Source organism: Microbacterium sp. (genome assembly GCF_041909575.1).
In the GTDB taxonomy this organism is placed as follows: domain Bacteria; phylum Actinomycetota; class Actinomycetes; order Actinomycetales; family Microbacteriaceae; genus Microbacterium.
In genome coordinates this window covers 23,003-41,248 of record NZ_JAYRDE010000013.1, presented here as the reverse complement: position 1 = coordinate 41,248, position 18,246 = coordinate 23,003, and the positions used below count along the sequence as shown (strand labels likewise).

Sequence of the window (18,246 nt, the reverse complement as noted above, 5' to 3'; positions counted from 1 at the left end):
GGCTGCATGTTCCCCAGGCGCACGCGCCACGGGATGCCGGCGGTGAAGCGCGTCACGGCATCGGCGAACTCGCGCGCGGTGTAGCGAGGGATGCCCCCGATGGGCTGCCCGAAGAACCACGACTCCGTCAGCTCGGCGCCGTCGGCATCGCGGTACGGCACGCCCGTCGGCTCGCTCAGCCAGCCCCACAAGGGCCGAGTGAAGGACGGATACGTCATCGCGCCATGCCAGCCATCGCCCTGCAGGTCGCTCGCGGCGTCGTTCGTCGACTCCCCCAGCAGGATCGTGTCGGGGTTGATCCGCAGCATCGTCTCGCGCAGCAGCTGCCGCACTTCCGCGTTGAGATCGACCGATCCGAGGCGCCCGGTCATGTTGGCGACGTCGATGCGCCAGCCGTCGGCGCTGTACGGCGGCTTCAGCCACCTCGCCACGACCGAATCCTCGCCCGAGATGAACCGGCGGCGCAGCTCCTCCGACGACCAGTCGAACTTCGGCAGACTCGGGTAGCCGAGCCACGACACGTACTCGGTGTTCCCCTCGTCGGTGAAGTAGTAGAACTCCTCCTCGGGCGCTCCGGGGTGGCCGAGCGCGCTGCGGAACCACTCGTGGCTGTCGCCGGAGTGGTTGCTCGTGAGGTCGCCGATGACGCGGATGCCGCGCGCATGCGCCGCCTCGACGAGACGGATGTACGCCTCGTCGCCGCCGAGCAGCGGGTCGACGCGCTCGAAGCTGGCGGCGTCGTAGCGGTGGTTCGACTCGGCGGGAAAGACCGGCGTCAGGTAGAGCAGGTTCACGCCGAGCGAGGCGAGGTGGTCGAGCTTCTCGACGACGCCGTCGAGGTCGCCGCCGTAGAACTGCTGTGAGCGGGCCGGCGCGACGGGGTCGACGAGGTCGGACCACTCCGCCGGGATCGCCCAGTCCGGCGTCGAGTGGGAGTCGGCCTGCGCGGAGCGGGCGAACCGGTCGGGGAACACCTGGTACATCACGGCCTCGTTCAGCCAGGCCGGCGGGGCGGGGTGCGCGACGAGCGCGAAATCCTCGGCGTCGAGCGTCTCGATGCGATGCAGGCCGGTCTGGTTCAGCCACTCGACGCGGCCGTCCTCGTGCTGCAGCATCCACCGGTACCCGTGGCGCGGATTGCGCACGGTGACCGGCGCCTCCCACCAGTCCCAGCCGCCGGCGGTTCCGAGGAGCGCGGCATCCGTCCACTCCGGCTCATGATCGGGATTGGAGCGGGTGCGCACGGCCGCGAGCGGGCCGTAGCCGGCGGGTACGCGAAGGCGCACGCGCACCACGTCGCCGAGCTCGGGGGCGAGCGCGGAGACGTGCAGCGCGGAGCCGTCGTGGTGGGGAACGAGGGTCATGACGGGCCTTTCAGAACGGTCGGCAGCGCGCGCCGCCGAATGCGCGACGTGGTTGCACGGCCGCGGCCATGGCAGAGCCCTCGAGTTGTATGGGAATCAGGATGCCGCGGGTCGCGGCATCCGTCTACTTCACGCTTCCCGCGATCAGACCGCCGGCGATGTAACGCTGGAGGAGGAGGAACAGGATCATCACCGGGAGGGCCGCGAGTACCGCACCGGCGGCGAAGATGCCCCAGTTCTGCGACTGGAAGCCCGAGACGAGCTGGAACAGGCCGATCGCGAGCGTCTGGTCGCGCGGGTCGGTCAGCAGGACGCTCGCGATCGCGAACTCCCCGATGAATCCGATGAAGCTCAGCAGCCCGATGACGGCGAGCACCGGCGTGACGAGGGGCAGCATGATCGTGAAGAACACGCGCGCGTGGCCCGCGCCGTCGATCTTCGCGGCCTCGTCGATGGCGGTGGGGATCGTGTTGAAGAACCCGTACATGAGGAACGTGTTCACGCCCAGCGCGCCGCCGAGGTAGACCATGATCAGTCCGGCGTGGGTGCCGAGTCCGATCGCGGGGAAGACGTCGGTGATCCAGATCATGGTGAGGAAGATCGCGACGATCATGAGCAGCTGCGGGAACATCTGCAGGATCAGCAGCGCCAGGAGGCCGGTGCGGCGACCGCGGAAGCGCATGCGCGAGAAGGCATAGGCGCCCATCGCGCACAGCAGCACCGTGAAGGCGCTCGAGACGACGGAGATGACGAGCGCGTTCCAGTACCAGGCGAGGTAGATGCCGTCGTCGCGGGTGAGGATCTCGATGTAGTTGTCGAGCGTGAAGGCCCGGAAGAGCTCGTTCGAGCCGGTGAGCGTGCCGATCGGGTTCAGAGACGCCGACAGCACGTACGCGAGGGGCAGCAGCGCGAAGATGATCGCGGCGATCGCCACGAGATGGCGCCACCCCTTGTCGACGAACCACCTCCCGAACGGCTGACGCCGGTCACCGCGCACGGGCGTCGGCGGCTTGGATGCGAAGTCCGCCATTCCGGCCATGGTGGTGACGCCGTCGGCACGGCCCATGCGATTTTCGAGGAGCTGGTCCTCTTTGATCTGACGATCGATGGAGTCGGACATCAGTGCAGATCCTCCAGTGACTTCGTCGAACGGAAGGAGATGGCCGCGATGATCGCGACGATGATGAAGATCAGGATCGACAGCGCGCTCGCGAGACCGTAGTCACGGCCGCCGCCGCTGCCGAATGCGATCTTGTAGACCATCGTGATCATGATGTCGGTGGCGCCGATCGGCAGCGTCGTATCGGGGAACCTCGGATTTCCGCCGGTGAGCATGAAGATCACCGCGAAGTTGTTGAAGTTGAACGCGAACGTGGCGATCAGCAGCGGGGCGACCGCGACGAACAGCAGCGGGAGTTTGATCGACCGGAAGATGCGCCAGGCCCCGGCGCCGTCCATCTTGGCCGCCTCGATGACGTCATCGGGGAGAGACTGCAGCGCGCCCGTGCACACCAGGAACATGTAGGCGTAGCCGAGCCACATGTTCACCAGCAGCACGCTCAATCGCGCGAGCCACGGATCGCTGAGCCAGGGTATGTCGGCTCCGCCGAAGAGCACCTCGTTGATGAAGCCGAACTCCTCGTTCAGCATGCCCGCCCACACCAGGCCCGTCAGATACGTCGGGAACGCATACGGCAGGATCACCAGGATGCGGTAGATCTTCTTGCCGCGCAGGGTCGGATGGTTGAACACGATCGCGAGGAAGAGCCCGAGCGCGAAGCAGAGGAGCGTGGACAGGGCCGCGAAGGCGAACGTCCAGATCGTCACTCGGATGAGCGGGTCACGGATCTGCTCGTTGGTGAACGCGTAGGCGTAGTTCTCCCAGCCGACGACCACGCGCCAGCCGGGCGTGAGCGCCTGGCCGTCCTCGGCGCGGAAGTTGCCCTCGCCGTCGTCGGCGTACACCACCCCGCTCTCGGTGTCGGTGAAGGTGTCGGCCGCTTCGTCGTACTCGAGGGTCGACGTGAACACGAACGCGGTGGATCCGTCCGGCGTGCGCAGGGCGCCGTCGTTGATGTCGTCCGAGATGGGCACGTTGAGGGCGAGGACCTCGTCCTGGAAGCGGAGCACCTGGTTGAGGTTGAGCTTCTCCCAGCCGTCGGGGGCGCTCGTGGCCTCTTCGAGAGGCTGCTCGTTCGTGCCGAAGGAGGTGGAGCCGCCGGGCTCGGCGACGAGCATGCCGTACTGGTCGGCCTGCCGGTAGATCTCGACCGCATAGGTCGGCGAGTCGGGAACGCGCTCCTGCGACGTGCTGACGATCTGTGCGATCGCGTCTTCCTTGGTGCTGTTGTGCGCGTCGCCGTAATTCGTGAACGAGATGTACCCGGTGTAGAAGATCACGAAGACCTGGAAGATCGCGAGGAAGAACAGACCGGGGGTCAGGTACTTCGCCGGCAGCACGCCCGGCTTCAGATAGATGTAGTTGACGAGGCCGACGACCGCGAGGAGCAGCCCCGCGGCGACCCAGTCGCCCTTGCCGACCAGGACGTACAGCCCGAACACGGCGAGGGCGTCGATGATGCCGAGCAGCACCACCTTGACCACGAGGGCGAGGATGCCGCCGCTGGTGAGCTTCCGCTGGGGCCCGAACTCGGGAGCTCCGCCGCGCGGCGGCTTCGGCTTCGCGGGCGGGGCCTGAGTCTTCACGTCAGCCATGGACGCTCCCTCTTCGCAGTGTCAGGGTCAGGGTAGAAGGATGGGCGGGGCTCCCGGAAGAGCCCCGCCCATCGATAGGACGATCAGCCGTCGATGCTCGCCTGGACGTTCTGGGCCGCCTTGGTCCAGATCTCGGCGGGCTCGCCGCCCTCGCCCTTGATGATCTGCAGCTCGGCGTTGCCCCAGTCGGACCACACCGAACCCATCTCGGGGATGGCGGGCATCGGAGCACCGGTCTGGCCGATGGCACCGAACGCCGCGACGTCGGGGTCGTCAGCCGAAGCGGCCTCGTACGCCGACATCAGTGCCGGCGGGCGTCCGCCGACCTCGAACAGGCTCAGCTGAGCCTCTTCGGTGCTGAGGTAATTGACGATGTAGTTCGTCGCCGCGAGCGCGTTGGTGGACTTGCTCGAGAGGAAGAACGCGTTGACACCGATGAAGGGCTTGGCCTCTTCGCCACCGGCGCTGGGGAGCGGGTCGATGGCGTAGTTGATGCCGCCCTCCGCGATCGCGGGGATGTTCCACGGACCCGTGAGGTAGTAGGGCGAGTCGCCGGCGATGAAGAACTCGCGCGCCTTCTCACCGTCGATGTTGGCGTTGAACACGCCCGCGCCGCCGGCACCCTGCGTGCCGAGCCAGGTCGCGAACTCCTGGCCGGCCTCGTCACCGAGCACGAGCTGCGACGAGTCGTAGCTGCCGTCGGCGTTCTGCGCGAAGACCTGCGAGCCGAACGACGTCTGGAACGGGTACAGGTGATACGGGTCGCCCTGCTCAGGCGACAGGCCCACGAGGAACGGGTACTCGGTGCCGGCGGCCGTGCCGTTGGCGATGACCTCGTCGTAGGTCTCAGCGGGCTCGGCGACCAGATCGACGTTGCGCACGAGGGCGACGTTCTCGATCGAGTACGGGACGCCGTAGACCTTACCGTCGTACGTGACGGCGGCGAGGGATGCCTCGCTGAAGCCCTCAGCGACATCGCCGAGCTCGAGCGGCGCGACGACGCCGGCGGCGTAGTAGGCGCCGAGCTTGTCGTGGGGGCTGACGATGACGTCGGGACCCTTGCCGGTCGGAACCTGGCTGATGAAGTCCTGGTCGACGGTCGCGAAGTCCTTGGTCACGAGCTTGACCTCGATGCCGGTCTCCTCGGTGAACTGCTCCGAGATGGCCTCGAGCGCGGGCTCGCGCTCGATGTCGACCCAGACCGTGATGGGGGTCGTGTCCGCGTTGTCTCCGCCGTTGTCGCCGCCGTTGTCTCCGCCGCTCGCGCAGCCGGAGAGAACGAGAGCGCCGCCGGCGATGAGCGCGCTGATGGCGAGTGCGCTCTTCTTGTTCACCTTCATCGGTGTGTGCCTCTCTGAAGTGCTGTTGGGATCCGAACCGGCCCGAGCCGGCGCCGAGCACCGTGAAGGCCGTTCTTCCGCTCGCAGAAACTGCAAGCGCTTACATTGTTACCACGATGGCTCGGAAATGCAAGCGGTGATTGGGGCTATCGATACGAGTTCGTGACTTCCGCTATTTCGCGGGGCGCCCGCGAAATGGCCTGATCTGCAAGCGCTTCCAAGCCGCTGCGCCTTCGCGAGCGCTCACGAGCCCGGATAGAATCGCGGCATGGCCGATTCTTCGTTCGACATCGTCAGCAAGGTGGACCACCAGGAAGCCGAGAACGCCCTCAACCAGGCGCGCAAGGAGATCGAACAGCGCTACGACTTCAAGGGCACCGGCGCCTCGGTCGAGTGGAGCGGCGAGTCCGTGCTCATCAAGGCGAGCACCGAGGAGCGCGCGAAGGCGGTACTCGACGTCTTCCAGTCGAAGCTCATCAAGCGCGGCATCTCCCTGAAGAGCCTCGAGTCGGGCGAGCCGTTCGCCAGCGGCAAGGAGTTCCGCATCATCTCGACGATCAAGGACGGCATCTCGTCCGAGAACGCCAAGAAGATCTCCAAGATCATCCGCGACGAAGGCCCCAAGTCGGTGAAGTCGCAGATCCAGGGCGACGAGCTGCGCGTGCAGTCGAAGTCCCGCGACGACCTGCAGGAGGTGCAGCGCCTGCTGAAGGCCGCCGACCTCGACGTCGACCTCCAGTTCGTCAACTACCGCTGACGCGATCCCCTGACCTGGGGGTTTTCGAGGGTGCGGGATGGCCGAGGGCCCGCTGCGCCGTGACGACGTCGCGCCCTGGGCGATCAGGTTCGACGCGAACGTGTGGCGCAGCGTGTGCAGGGTTACCTCGTCGGGCAGACGGCATCCTCGCGGACACGGCGCCACTCGCCAGCGGCGTTGTTGCGTCGCTGGCGTTGCAGGCCCGCGGCTTCGCCGAGTCCCAGCCCCGCGAAGACGCACACTTCTACGAAGCCCCGGAACTCGTGGGCGGCATCGAGAGCTCCCCGCACCTCGTCGGCATTGAAGATGCGCACGCGATATCCAGTTGCTCACCACTAGCAATCACCATTTGCGCCTGCGTGCATTGCAGTTTCGACGTAAGTCTGGCGCGACCCGTCGAGCTGTAATGAGCAGCGACCGGACGTGACTGTGGCGCAGAGGGGCTAGGGTCATCGCGCATCTTCGCGGGCGGCTTGTACGTCCCCGCGAGCCACAACAGCGGCGGTCGGCCCCGGCAGGCCCGCGTCCTGCGAAGCGCACATCTTTCGACCCCAATACCCGGACCCCGCCCGCCGTCGGGCGCCGTTGTCCTGACCGCGGTCCCGAACACCGCGCCGCGACCCGTCGGTCTTCGCGCGCATGCGGACCGGCTGTCGGGCCGCGAAGTCAGTCCTCCCGGGACAGCGCGATTGTGACCGATGAGGCTGCGGGTCGAAAGTCGCCGGCCAGGCGGATAAGGTTTCGGCACGCAGTCCAACCGTGATCAGGAGACTCGGCGTGGTCGACTGTTTCGACGAAGAGTTCGTATCGCCGATCGCCGCGCACTTGAGTGATCCAAGTCAGCACCTCCTCGACGGAGTCGGCACCCGTGATTCGCTGCGGGTCGTGTCGAGCGGCGTGCACCTCGTCGTGTCCGGTCCAGAAGCAGACCCAGTAGACCGAGGCGTCCTCGCGCATGTCGGCCTCGAAGAACGACTCATCCCATTCAGCCTGCATCCGACCTCCTCATCGCGTAGATGACGCTATCGCCAGGTCGGCCTCATCGGCGCGGGAGATTCGCTTTCTTCGGGACCGACGATTGCACCCCTCCCGCGTCGAGAAGTCCCGAGCCGGAGCGAACGACCTGCGATTGTGCGACCATCGTCGCGTGCTCAACGAACTACAAATGCGCGTCGACGTGGGGGCATCGTCGACGGCAAGTGCAACCCACTCGCACGGGCGTTCTCTCGTGCCCTATGTCGATGGCGTTTCCCTCATCAGCCTCGTCGAGGCTCATGAGGCCGACGCCGAGTTTGACGTTGTCGGCGGTTACGGCGGCATAGAGCCGCAGAGCTTCAACTTCGGTGGTCTCCGGCTCTACTACCTAGGCAAGCAAACCAAGCAATGGCCAGACCCCGGCAAGGCTTGGCTCCTGGGTTGCGGGTGCGGTGAAGTCGGCTGCTGGCCACTCGAGGCATCGGTAGACGCCACGCCCGACGTCGTGACTTGGTCCAGCTTTCGGCAGCCTCACCGCCCGGACCGCGACTACACGGGCTTCGGTCCGTTCCGCTTCAACGCTGAGCAGTACGCGGCCGCGATTGACGCAGCCGTGAACAGCTTCGAAACCGGCGAGTAGGCGCGCTCGAGCACCGTTCTGCGGACCCGACGCCGGGACAGAACCCACCATTACGCTCGTTCCATGGTGGACTCGCGGGACCAGGCGCTCACAGACATCCGAGAGCTCGTCGAGAAGTACGGTTGGGCGATCCGCCACGTGCTGCCGAGCGCGGCGGCGGGAGCATTCTCGTACACAGTTGGTCTCTCCTATCGTGGATGGCCGGAACTCATCGTCACGGGGTTGCCGACAACGGTGGCAGATGCATTCCTCAGAAACGCCATCGATGTGCAGAACGAGAACGGCTCGTTCGAACCGGGCGACCGCACGGACGAACTCACTGAGTCGAGTCACGTGGTGTTCATTGCAGCTGCCGACGTCCGCGGCATGACCGCGACCGCAAACGTCGTTGGCACATTCTCGGCGTTGCAGTTGATCTGGCCAGACTCGGCGGGAGCATTCCCGTGGGACTCGGGCTACCGGAATCCAATCGACTCTCAACCCTTGCTTGGCCCTAGCCCCGCCTGAAACGCGCGCAGGAGTACCCCGCTGCGGGCCGAGGGCCGAAGACTTTGAAGCGGCCGCGATAGGCCGGAGCCGCGCATGGTGGGCGATCCGCTAGCTTGTCGATGTGAGTGCGATTCGCGAGTTGGTCACCGGCTTTCCGTGGGGCCTGATCCTCATCTCTGATGCTGAGTCAACGGAGCCGATTCCCCCGTGGCGATCGGACAACCATCCAGTCGCAAGTGCCGAGTCGGCCGTTGTCCTGAGGGTCCTCCACCGGGATGACGGTGATGTCTCCGTTCGGATTATCACGAGTGAGTCCGAAGCGCGCAGTTCCGAGATCTTCGATGGCGTGCTCTCCATCGGAAGTGGCCTGGTCCGCGTATCGGATGCACTGGGCAATGAAGCGATTGAGTGCCCGCTCTCGTGTGGGAAGCACCGGCTGCGCCTGTACTCGGACGATCGCTTCGAAGGCGCAATCGTCGACGTACTGCTCGACTGACCCTGGTCGCGTAGCGCGCGTGGCTGCGAATTGTGCAACACGCTGTTGCACCCGATAGACAGCCCGGAGTTTGCTGAGCAATGACCGGACGATCCGCAGGGCACGGCCGCCCAGCCGCACACTGATCGCATGAGCACCTTCCTCAGATCGGTCCGACGTGGCGAGCACCGCCTCGCAACGTCGACATGGGCTGCGGCCATCGCAGCTGGGGTGTACACCATCGCGCCGATCGATCTCATTCCGGAGTTGCTTCTCGGACCCCTGGGCTTGACCGACGACCTCGGTGTGTGGGGCATCTTCGCTGTGCTCTATCTGCGAGAGCACGCGCGCTGGCGGGCGAATCGCCTCACCTCGATCTAGTGTCGGGCAGCCCGTTGGGAGCCCGGCGAGCTGTCAACCCCCGGGTGGGCGCGAGCGCCGAGCTCTACCGACGAGCGATGACCGAAGCGTGCGAAGAACGAGCCCATCGAGTCGCCAACGGCGGCACCGACCATCTGGCGACGGACCTTGCCGGCAGCGAGCAGCTGACGGACGATGGCCAAGCGTCAACCGACGTCGACGGCGCCTCGGAGGCGTTATGCACCTGAGGCCGACAGGCTGCGTGGGGCTGCCTCAGTGAACGGTAGCTACGTCAGCCTTGCTCTGCGGCGCATGCCGCCTGGTGGCGGTGAGATTTTCCGCAAAGCATGCACGGAGACCGACCGCCTATTGACGTCTCGCCCGGATTGCAAGACGGTTCATCCGCGCGGCGCTCTAAGAGCTTGAGCGGATACGCTTCCCCGGTGAGTTTGAAGAACCCCCGAGCGGTGTCGCCGGGTCGTACGATCGCGATCGCGGCGATCGCTGTCGGTGCGGTTGTTGTGGGGATCCCTGCCGTTGCGATTGCCGTGATGATGACGGAGGAAGTACGCGGCGTCGTCACGGTGATCGACACGCCGCAAGGCAAGCAGGAGGTGTACTGGCGCGATTACCCCGGTGTCGCTGGTTTGCAGCCATCGGAGGTCCTCTCTGGCCCATCACTCGAGCGTGGCGAGGCCGATGGGCGTGCACTGTTGCGAGAAATCGAGGAAGCGCTCACCGTCGAGTTCGGTCTGGAGTGGGCGCCACCGCCGACAGGCAACGGCGACGATGTCGCCTTCCCCACGGAGAACTCCTACGGCGGTATGTCGATGCTCTCCACACTCAACATCGACGGCCGACAGTCCACGTCGGTTCCAACGACATGGGCGGAGAAGGAGCGGGTGATGGAACTGGTGGCCGAGGTGGCTGCCGAGTACGGCTACGGTGATCTGACCCTCGATCACGACGCCGACTACATGAGCGAGGCCGACCTGGTACAGGCGTATGGAGCGACGAGTCCCGAGGAATCCGTGACGGTATCCGGGTCACTGCAGGGAGAAGCCGGTCAGTGGCTGTGGTTCACCATCACTGATCTGTCCCTGGACCGCGACGGCCGCTTCACCGAGCAGGCCGAGGAATCCGAACAATACGGTTGGCAGCCAAACAGGATCTCACTGCTCTACGGCGCCAACGCCCTGCTTCCCGAGTCCGCCAGAGCTGAGTTCGACCGTCGGCTCGCCCCCTTCCTAGGTCTCCCACACCCCGAACCACTCGAGAGCTGAGCTGGTCACGCCGCGTTCCCGGCAGGCTGGACGCCCGCTTCCGCCGTGATCGCCTTCCTGGCGGTCGCAGAAGCCGGCCTTCCGATTGGCTGGGCGGTGGCCGGACTGGTGTCGGCCGCGACTCTCACGGCGGGGTACTTCTGGGCGTCCACACGCACCGATGGGAACGAGCACCGCGAGTAGATCTGCGCAACGGGACAATCGGGCACGTCATAACGACAATCGCGCTACGGGTTCGTGTTCGTGTCCTTCGGTGCGCACTACTGCTCGCCCGCCCCTGCGCCGTTCGCCGACTGGACTACACCTGACCCGGGCCTACCGCGCGGGGACCGCCGCGTAGGTGAAGACGAGCCTCGCCGGAACCGACCCCTCGAGCACCTCGTCGACGGCGGCGTTCACATCGCCGAGATCGCGCGTCTCGGTGATCACTCGCGTGCGCCCGGCCGCGTGCAGGGCGAACACCTCGGCGAGGTCCTGCCGGGTCCCGACGATGGAGCCGATCACGCTGATGCCTTTGAGCACGGTCTCGAAGATCGGCAGCGTGATCGTGCCGTCCGCCGGGAGCGACACCAGGACGAGCCGCCCGCCGCGGTTGAGGGCGTCGAACGACTGCCGGAAGACCTCCGGAGCGACGGCGAGCACGACGGCCACGTCGGCGCCGCCCAGCTCACGGATGGCCTCGACGGGGTCGGTGGTCCGCGCGTTGACGGTGTGGTCGGCTCCGAGCTCGGCGGCGAGTGCCAGCTTCTCCTCTGTCACGTCGACCGCGATCACCTTCGCGCCGACGAGGCGCGCGTACTGCACCGCGAGATGGCCGAGCCCGCCGACGCCGAACACGACGACGGTCTCGCCGGGCACCACGTGGGCGTTCTTGATCGCCGCGTACGTGGTGACACCCGCGCACGTCAGAGGCGCGGCATCCAACGGCGTGACACCGTCGGGCACGACCACGGCGAACCGCGCGTCGGCCAGCATGTACTCCGCGTAGGCGCCATCGACCGCGTAGCCGTTGTTGAACTGGCGCTCGCAGAGGTTCTCGCGCCCGTCGATGCAGTACCGGCACTCCCCGCAGGCGTGGCCCAGCCACGGCATCGCGACCCGCTCCCCCACCTGTCGTGCCGTCACCCCCTCGCCGAGCATTTCGACGAGCCCGACGCCCTCGTGGCCGGGAACCAGCGGCACGTGCGGCTTGACGGGCCAGTCACCGCGCATCGCATGGATGTCGGTGTGGCACAGACCGCACGCCTCGAGACGGACGAGGATCTGGCCCGGCCCGGGCTGCGGCACGGGCCGCTCCTCGATCTCGGCCGGCGATCCGAGGTGGTGGACGACTGCTGCGCGCATCGCGTGCTCCTTCAACGGGTGTCGATGAGACCACCCTCCCGCCAGGTGCATCGCGCGAGCGGGACGAAGGTCCCGCCGCGGCCGCGGGACCTTCGGCCCTACCCGCGGCACCCGGAGCGGCGTTGGCTGGAGTACACCGCCTGAGGAGGTCGACATGTCCGGCACCGCAACCATGACCGTCGAGGAGCTCTCGCTGGCCGAGTGCTGGCGACTGCTGCACGAGGGGTCGCTCGGCAGGCTCGCCGTCGACGGCATCGACGGGCGGCCGAACATCTACCCCGTGAACTTCCTCGCACACTACGGACGGCTCTACTTCCGCTCCGCGCCGGGCGGCAAGCTCCGCAGCATCGCGGAGCACCCGGGCGTCGCGTTCGAGCTCGACGGCACGGATTCGCGCTTCCACTGGAGCGTGGTCGTCCGCGGCGATGCCGAGCGCATGTCGACGGATGCCGAGATCGAAGAGTCCGGCATCCTCCACCTGGTCTCGACCAACCCGACACCCAAGCACGACTTCGTCCGACTCACTCCGGTCGAGGTGACCGGGCGGCGGTTCCCGCTCGACGCGCGCGGCGCGTTCCCGCGCAGGCGGGACGAGGAGTCGGACGAGAGGGACCTGCCTGTCCTCATCGAGCTCGAGAGCCTCGATGTCGTCGTCCACAGTGCGAAGCCCGAGCCGATCCCGCACCGCACCCCGCTGCCGCACTGATTCGCGGATAGGTGGGTTCGCCCCGTCAGAGAGGGTCGGGATGTTCCAGCTGGAAGATCGCGGCCTGGGTGCGCCGTTCGAGTCCGAGCTTGCTGAGCAGTGACGAGACGTAGTTCTTGACGGTCTTCTCCGCGATCCCGAGCTGCTCGCCGATCTGGCGATTGGTCAGCCCGTCGGCGATGAGCCGCAGCACCTGACGCTCGCGCAGCCCGAGAGAGCCGAGTCGCGGATCGTCGTCCACGTGGGCGTCGATGGTCGCCCTCGCCGCCCTGACCGCACTCGCGTCGAGGATCGACCGTCCGGCGGCCACGGCCCGGATCGCCTCCACGAGACGGGATCCCCGGATGTCCTTCAGCACGTACCCCGCAGCGCCGGCGAGCACGGCGGCCCGCACGGCGGTGTCGTCGTCATAGGCCGTCAGGATCAGGCAGGCCACCGAGGGCATCCGCGAGCGGATGTCGCGGCACACGTCGATGCCGCTGCCGTCGGGAAGCCGTACGTCCAGCACCGCGACGTCCGGCCGGGTCGCCTCGATGCGACCGAGTGCCTCGCGAGTGGTTCCGGCCTCGCCGACGACCTCCATGTCGCTCTCGGCGCTCACCAGTCCGGCGAGGCCCTGCCGCACGACCTCGTGATCGTCGACGAGGAAGACGGCGATCATCCCGCGCTCCTTCGGCCGTCCTCCGTGAGTGGGGTCACGGGCACCCGCCAGCGCGCGACCGTCCCGGCCGGCGAGGACTCCACCGTGAGGGATCCGTGACGGCGGTGCGCGCGGTCGTCGAGGTTGTCCAGACCACGGCGCGGCTCGCTGGGGTCGATCCCCCGCCCGTCGTCCTCCACGACGACGCTCACCTCGTCGGTGATCAGCGCGACCTCGATCGACACGCGATCGGCGTCAGCGTGCCGGATGGCATTGCTCAGCAGCTCGCGGGCGACGGCGACGACCTCGGTGGCAAGGCCCTCCCGCACGACGAGGTCGACGGGTCCGCTGAACCGCACACCGGGAGGGCGCCGGCTGTGCGACGACAGCTCACTCACGACGTCCAGCACCCGGTGGCGGAGGGATGCCTCGTCCCGCCGGGACAGCGCGAAGATCACCGTCCGGATCTGCGCGATGGCGTCGTCGAGCCGGTCGATGGTCTCTCCGAGAGTGTCGGAGTCGGGACCCGGTCCGATCCTGCCGGCGAGCGCCTGAAGGCCGAGCCCCGCGCCGAAGAGCTGCTGGATCACGTGGTCGTGCAGATCCTGTGCGATGCGCCGCCGGTCATCGGCGAGGAGCGCCCGCTTCGCGGCCTCGTCCGCGGCCGCGAGATCGAGCGCGATGCTCGCCCGGGAGCCGAGGTCGGCAGCGGCGTCGACCTCGGCGGGGCGGAACCGCTGGGCGTCGGGCCTGCGCGCGAGGCACAGCACTCCCCAGAAGTTCGGCCCGTTGCGCAGCGGGACAGCAAGGACCGGTCCGGATGCTCCCTCCCGGGTGATCAGCAGCGGATCGCCCCCGCCGGCACGAGCGCCGGGCTGCGCGTGGACCCCGCCGTCGCCGAGCACCCGTCCCGCGAACACGGAGTCGGCATGCATCACCGCCCCGCGGAGCGCGGACCCGTCATCTCCGGCCGCCGCGGCGACCCGGAGGCCCTCGCCGGCGGCATCCGGAACGAGCAGGGTGACACGGTCGGCGTCCGACACGGCGAGGACCCGGGTCACGACCAGATCGAGCGCGGTGTCGGTCGGCGTCGTGAGGATCGCGGCGGACAGCTCCGCCGCGGCGGTCACCCAGCGGGCGCGGGTGTGCGCCTCCGCGAGGAGGCGTGCGTTCTCGATCGCGAACCCGGCGGTGACGGCGAGCGATGCGACCAGCTGCTCGTCCTCCGCCGTGAACCGTCCGCCGCGCTGATTGGTCAGGTAGAGGTTGCCGAACACGGCGCCGCGCACGCGAACGGGAACACCGAGGAACGAGTGCATCGGGGGGTGGTGCGGCGGGAACCCCGCGGCCCGCGGGTCGCCCGCGATCTCGTCCAAGCGGATCGGGTGCGGATCGGTGATGAGCGCCCCTAGCAGACCGTGGCCCTCCGGGAGGTGGCCGATCGCAGCGGCATCCTCGTCGGCGATGCCCGCGTACACGAACTGCTCGAGAGAATCGCCCTCGGGGCTGATGACGCCCATCGCCCCGTACTGGGCGTCGACCAGGTCGACCGCGACCTCGACGATCCGGCGCAGGACGAGGGCCAGGTCGCTCTGCTCGACGACGGCCTGGCTCGCGCTCAGCAGTGCGCGCAGCCGATCCTCTGACCGCAGCGCCCTCCCCTCGGCCATCGGTCCTCCGTCCCCGCGTCGAGCCGAATCTATGTCCGCGGAGGCCCGGAGCGCCAGATGCGGTCCGAACGCGGAGGAAAGGCGTCAGCCGAAGGTCTTGAGCTGCTTCGCCGCCGTGCCGTTGTTGCCGAGCTGGTAGATGCTGACCGCCGACGCGGAGAACGTCAGCGTCTCGAACGCCTCGGCTTCGATCCCGGTGAGGTCGTCGAGCTTGGCGATCCCGACGGTGACGTGCGCGAGGTAGTTCGCGCCGCGCGTCGCCATCACCCGATCGGGGTGAGACGGCGAGCGAGATCCGCCGGGAGAAAGCAAACGCCCACCCCGGCGGTGAGCCGGGATGGGCGTCTGCGAATGGCGTCAGAGGGCGCGGATGTTCGCAGCCTGCATGCCCTTGGGGCCACGCTCGGCGTCGAATTCGACCTTCTGGTCCTCACGCAGATCCTTGAAGCCGTCGCCGGCGATCGCGCTGAAGTGAGCGAAGAGATCGGCGGAGCCGTCATCGGGTGCGATGAAGCCGTAGCCCTTCTCGGAGTTGAACCATTTCACGGTGCCAGTGGCCATCGTGTCTTTCCTATTCTTCGGGCCGCCGGAGCGACCGGGGGTGCCGCGACGTCGAATGCGACGCGGACGGTGAGGGAGCGACCTCGACGGCGAAGCCGGCGAGATCTGGGATGCCGCAATCGCGGCACGGGCGAGGGTGAGCGTCGTGTGAAGCCCGAGGTCCTCGCCGCGTGATCCGTAGGCGTGGATGCCGCGGGAAGTCATGTCGGTGAAGCCGGCGTATTCGTCGGCGAGTGTCGCGACGTGGATGTTGTCATCGGCCTGTCGCCAGGCCAGCGCCTGAGGCGGGGAGTGCATGGTGAAATGTTTTTCGTTCGAAGCGCGAGGTGAGTTCGCTCGCGTGCGCGGCGTGCAGAAGCCGCAGGTGAAGGGTGATGTGTCCGATCTGCGTCTCCACGATGAGGCAGAGAGACGAACACGATGAATCCCAGGTGGGAAGCCCCCTCAGTCTAGCATCCCCGGGCTCACCGCGCGTCACGCCCTGGCGGATGCCGGGGCACGAGGCATCCGCTGGTCCACTGCTCGAGCATGCGATAGGCCGCCGCACGGGGCTCCGGACGGGAGAGGAACACGTCGTGGATCGCGCCGTCGATGCGTGCGATCGTGACCAGACCGCCGATGCGCGTCGCGCTGCGCGCGATGTCGTCCACGACGAGCACCGAGTCCGTCGAGGTCATCACGTCGTCCCACGCGAGGGGCGGCGACGACCTCCTCGACAGCAGCACCAGCACCGGGCAGCCGACGTCGACGCCCGCAGTCACGCGGCGGTGCCCGTCGAGAATCGCGGCCAGCCACGCGGGACGGGTGGCGAACCCCCGCTCGGGACGCCAGTCGGGCTCCTCGATCGCGAGGGGCAGCGCGCCGATCTCGGTCTGCGCGCGCGTGTAGAAGCCGAGGTCGACGGCGGGTTGGTTCCCGAGCGGATCGAAGCGGGCGCGCGCGTTCACGAGCGGCGCGATCGCCTGCCGGCCGATCGCGCCCAGCTGCAGCTCGAGCCACGGGCTGTTGAGCACGAGCGCCGTGGCTCGCCCCGCGTGGCGCGCGGCCCACAGGGTGAGGATCAGCCCGCCGGTGGAATGACCGAGGAGCACCAGCCGGCGCGAGGATGCGGCATCCGTCCCGTGTCCCATCTCGGCCAGCGCGGCCTCGATGTCTGCGTCGTAGTCGTCGAGCGCGTCGATGAACCCGGGCGTCTGGCCCGGCCGAAGACTGCGCCCGTACCGCCGCAGATCGAGCGCGTAGAAGCGCGCGCCGAGCCCGTTCCAGAAGCGGGCGAGCTCGGTCTGGAAGAAGAAGTCCGACCAGCCGTGCACGTACAGCACGTCGACGTCGCGCAGCGGCTGGGTCCAGGAGACGAGCGGATTCGGGATGCTGCGCACCAGCGTCGCGACGAGAGGACCCGAGGCGCCGTCGAGACCGAGGTCGAGCGTCAGCTGCTCGAACGGCTTCCCGAGGACGTCGGGGACCCACTGCCCGGCCATGTGGCGAGCCTAGACCGCGCGCGGAGGCGTCCGCCCGCTACTCGCCGCGCGAGATGCGCACCATCTCGTCGCGGGGCACGACCTTGATGCGGGCGCGCTCGCGCGCGGCGCCGAGGGCGACCTCGTGCCCGTCGAGACGGTGCCAGCCTTCGAGGTCGGTCCAGCGCACGCCGCGCTGCGCGAGGAGGGCGGGGATGGCCGCCTCGGACGGGTCCTCCGGGTTCCACCACGAGCCCTGGTCGTTGATGAGGTGGCGGATCGTCTCCATCGCGTCGGACTTCGTGTGCCCGATGAGCCCGACCGGGCCGCGCTTGATCCACCCGGTCGCGTAGACGCCCGGCACCCGCTCGTTCGAGTCCTTGTGCAGCGCCTGGCCCTCGTGGTTCGGGATGACACCGTGCCGCTTGTCGAACGGCACGCCGGGAAGGGGGGAGCCGAAGTAGCCGACGGCGCGGTACAGGGCCTGGATCGGAACCTCGCGGATCTCGCCCGTGCCCTCGACGCCGCCCTCGCCGTCGGGACGGGTGCGCTCGTAGCGGATCGAGGCCACTCGGCCCGCGGCATCCTTCACGATCTCCAGCGGCTTGGCGTAGAAGTGGAAGTGGAGGCGGCGCGACGCCGAGCCCCCGGCGTTGTTGACGGAATCCCGCTTCCGCCACGACTGCAGCACGCGGTCGATGACGAGCACCTGCTTGTTGCTCGCGATCGCCGCCTTGGACGCCTCGTCGTAGTCGAAGTCCTCGTCGTAGACGACCATGTCGACATCGCGCAGCTCGCCGAGCTCGCGCAGCTCGAGCGGCGTGAACTTCACCTGCGCGGGGCCGCGGCGGCCGAAGACGTGCACGTCCGTCACCTTCGAGGCGGCGAGCCCCGCGTGGACGTTGTCGGGGATCTCGGTGGGCAGCAGGTCCTCGGCGTGCTTGGCGAGCATGCGCGCGACGTCGAGCGCCACGTTGCCGTTGCCGATCACGGCGACCGACTCGGCGTCGAGCGGCCAGTCGCGCGGCACGTCGGGGTGCCCGTCGAACCAGCTGACGAAGTCGGCCGCGCCGTAGGAGCCCGCGGCGTCGACGCCGGGGATGTCCAGGCTCGCGTCCCGGACGGCGCCGGTCGCGAAGATCACCGCGTGGTAGTGGTGCTTGAGGTCCTCGAGCGAGATGTCCTCGCCGAAGCGCACGTTGCCGAAGATGCGGATGTCCCCGCGGTCGAGCACCTCGCGCAGGGCCGTGATGATGCCCTTGATGCGCGGGTGGTCGGGAGCGACGCCGTAGCGCACGAGCCCGTACGGCGCGGGAAGCTGCTCGAACAGGTCGATCGAGACGTCGAACTTGCGCTCGGCCTTGAGCAGGATGTCGGCCGCGTAGATGCCCGCCGGGCCCGCGCCGACGATCGCCAGTCGGAGCTTGGTCATGGGAGGTCCTTTCGGGTGTCCTTCGGAGATCGGAT

General features: G+C 67.9%; 21 protein-coding genes. 8 read left to right on the top strand and 13 right to left on the bottom strand.

What is annotated here, in order from left to right; translation table 11 throughout:
• From ACE3O1_RS03645 to ACE3O1_RS03630, 4 genes are all read right to left on the bottom strand, one after another.
• Positions 1-1,364, bottom strand: a 1,364-nt coding sequence (locus tag ACE3O1_RS03645; protein WP_374312516.1) for an alpha-amylase family glycosyl hydrolase, incomplete at its 3' end; no start/stop codon positions are given.
• 124 nt (positions 1,365-1,488) lie between these two features.
• On the bottom strand, positions 1,489-2,403 hold the full coding sequence (locus ACE3O1_RS03640; RefSeq protein ID WP_374312524.1) for a sugar ABC transporter permease: 915 nt from the start codon (positions 2,401-2,403) through the stop codon (positions 1,489-1,491).
• A gap of 80 nt (positions 2,404-2,483) precedes the next feature.
• Positions 2,484-4,079, bottom strand: coding sequence for an ABC transporter permease subunit (locus tag ACE3O1_RS03635; protein ID WP_374312514.1), 1,596 nt, complete (start codon positions 4,077-4,079; stop codon positions 2,484-2,486).
• A gap of 83 nt (positions 4,080-4,162) precedes the next feature.
• Positions 4,163-5,419 (bottom strand): extracellular solute-binding protein, encoded by a 1,257-nt coding sequence (locus tag ACE3O1_RS03630; RefSeq protein WP_374312512.1) that lies wholly within the window; start codon positions 5,417-5,419, stop codon positions 4,163-4,165.
• 268 nt (positions 5,420-5,687) lie between these two features.
• On the opposite strand from ACE3O1_RS03630, the gene ACE3O1_RS03625 reads away from it, so the two are divergent.
• The gene (locus tag ACE3O1_RS03625) at positions 5,688-6,176 is read left to right on the top strand and encodes a YajQ family cyclic di-GMP-binding protein (protein WP_374312509.1); all 489 of its coding nucleotides are present in this window, start codon (positions 5,688-5,690) and stop codon (positions 6,174-6,176) included.
• Positions 6,177-6,298: 122 nt separating this feature from the next.
• Here ACE3O1_RS03625 and ACE3O1_RS03620 read toward each other — a convergent pair whose 3' ends face one another.
• Entirely contained in the window at positions 6,299-6,490 is a 192-nt protein-coding gene (locus tag ACE3O1_RS03620) for a hypothetical protein (protein WP_374312507.1), read from the bottom strand.
• Between the two features lie 352 nt (positions 6,491-6,842).
• The gene (locus ACE3O1_RS03615; protein ID WP_374312505.1) at positions 6,843-7,172 is read right to left on the bottom strand and encodes a hypothetical protein; all 330 of its coding nucleotides are present in this window, start codon (positions 7,170-7,172) and stop codon (positions 6,843-6,845) included.
• 151 nt (positions 7,173-7,323) lie between these two features.
• On the opposite strand from ACE3O1_RS03615, the gene ACE3O1_RS03610 reads away from it, so the two are divergent.
• The 6 genes from ACE3O1_RS03610 to ACE3O1_RS03585 all read left to right on the top strand — a co-directional run bounded on the left by ACE3O1_RS03610 (position 7,324) and on the right by ACE3O1_RS03585 (position 10,581).
• Positions 7,324-7,791: a hypothetical protein gene (locus ACE3O1_RS03610; protein ID WP_374312503.1), complete on the top strand. Its 468-nt coding sequence runs from the start codon at positions 7,324-7,326 to the stop codon at positions 7,789-7,791.
• Positions 7,792-7,854: 63 nt separating this feature from the next.
• Positions 7,855-8,298 (top strand): DUF4262 domain-containing protein, encoded by a 444-nt coding sequence (locus tag ACE3O1_RS03605; protein WP_374312501.1) that lies wholly within the window; start codon positions 7,855-7,857, stop codon positions 8,296-8,298.
• Between the two features lie 103 nt (positions 8,299-8,401).
• Positions 8,402-8,776 (top strand): hypothetical protein, encoded by a 375-nt coding sequence (locus tag ACE3O1_RS03600; RefSeq protein WP_374312499.1) that lies wholly within the window; start codon positions 8,402-8,404, stop codon positions 8,774-8,776.
• A 129-nt stretch (positions 8,777-8,905) separates the two neighbouring features.
• Positions 8,906-9,136, top strand: coding sequence for a DUF1232 domain-containing protein (locus ACE3O1_RS03595; protein ID WP_374312497.1), 231 nt, complete (start codon positions 8,906-8,908; stop codon positions 9,134-9,136).
• A gap of 422 nt (positions 9,137-9,558) precedes the next feature.
• A complete protein-coding gene (locus ACE3O1_RS03590; protein WP_374312495.1) occupies positions 9,559-10,398 on the top strand; it encodes a hypothetical protein in 840 nt (279 codons plus the stop codon).
• Positions 10,399-10,443: 45 nt separating this feature from the next.
• On the top strand, positions 10,444-10,581 hold the full coding sequence (locus ACE3O1_RS03585) for a hypothetical protein (RefSeq protein WP_374312493.1): 138 nt from the start codon (positions 10,444-10,446) through the stop codon (positions 10,579-10,581).
• 132 nt (positions 10,582-10,713) lie between these two features.
• Here the strand turns inward: ACE3O1_RS03585 and ACE3O1_RS03580 are convergent, their stop codons facing one another.
• The gene (locus ACE3O1_RS03580) at positions 10,714-11,742 is read right to left on the bottom strand and encodes a zinc-dependent alcohol dehydrogenase (RefSeq protein ID WP_374312491.1); all 1,029 of its coding nucleotides are present in this window, start codon (positions 11,740-11,742) and stop codon (positions 10,714-10,716) included.
• Positions 11,743-11,896: 154 nt separating this feature from the next.
• Here ACE3O1_RS03580 and ACE3O1_RS03575 point away from each other — a divergent pair, with 154 nt between their 5' ends.
• Positions 11,897-12,448 (top strand): pyridoxamine 5'-phosphate oxidase family protein, encoded by a 552-nt coding sequence (locus ACE3O1_RS03575; protein WP_374312489.1) that lies wholly within the window; start codon positions 11,897-11,899, stop codon positions 12,446-12,448.
• A 25-nt stretch (positions 12,449-12,473) separates the two neighbouring features.
• On the opposite strand, the gene ACE3O1_RS03570 is transcribed toward ACE3O1_RS03575, so the two are convergent.
• The 6 genes from ACE3O1_RS03570 to ACE3O1_RS03545 form a co-directional block, all read right to left on the bottom strand.
• Positions 12,474-13,109, bottom strand: coding sequence for a response regulator (locus tag ACE3O1_RS03570; RefSeq protein WP_374312487.1), 636 nt, complete (start codon positions 13,107-13,109; stop codon positions 12,474-12,476).
• Positions 13,106-14,758 carry a GAF domain-containing protein gene (locus tag ACE3O1_RS03565; RefSeq protein WP_374312485.1) on the bottom strand — a complete coding sequence of 551 codons (1,653 nt, stop codon included), beginning with the start codon at positions 14,756-14,758 and terminating at the stop codon, positions 13,106-13,108. The genes ACE3O1_RS03570 and ACE3O1_RS03565 overlap by 4 nt, the downstream gene beginning before the upstream one ends.
• A gap of 84 nt (positions 14,759-14,842) precedes the next feature.
• Complete coding sequence (locus ACE3O1_RS03560) at positions 14,843-15,022, bottom strand: hypothetical protein (RefSeq protein ID WP_374312483.1); 180 nt, start codon at positions 15,020-15,022, stop codon at positions 14,843-14,845.
• Positions 15,023-15,115: 93 nt separating this feature from the next.
• Complete coding sequence (locus tag ACE3O1_RS03555) at positions 15,116-15,319, bottom strand: cold-shock protein (RefSeq protein ID WP_374312522.1); 204 nt, start codon at positions 15,317-15,319, stop codon at positions 15,116-15,118.
• Positions 15,320-15,783: 464 nt separating this feature from the next.
• Positions 15,784-16,800, bottom strand: coding sequence for an alpha/beta hydrolase (locus ACE3O1_RS03550; protein ID WP_374312481.1), 1,017 nt, complete (start codon positions 16,798-16,800; stop codon positions 15,784-15,786).
• A gap of 37 nt (positions 16,801-16,837) precedes the next feature.
• Positions 16,838-18,211, bottom strand: a complete 1,374-nt coding sequence (locus tag ACE3O1_RS03545) for an FAD-dependent oxidoreductase (RefSeq protein ID WP_374312479.1) — start codon at positions 18,209-18,211, stop codon at positions 16,838-16,840.
• Positions 18,212-18,246: the final 35 nt, after the last annotated feature.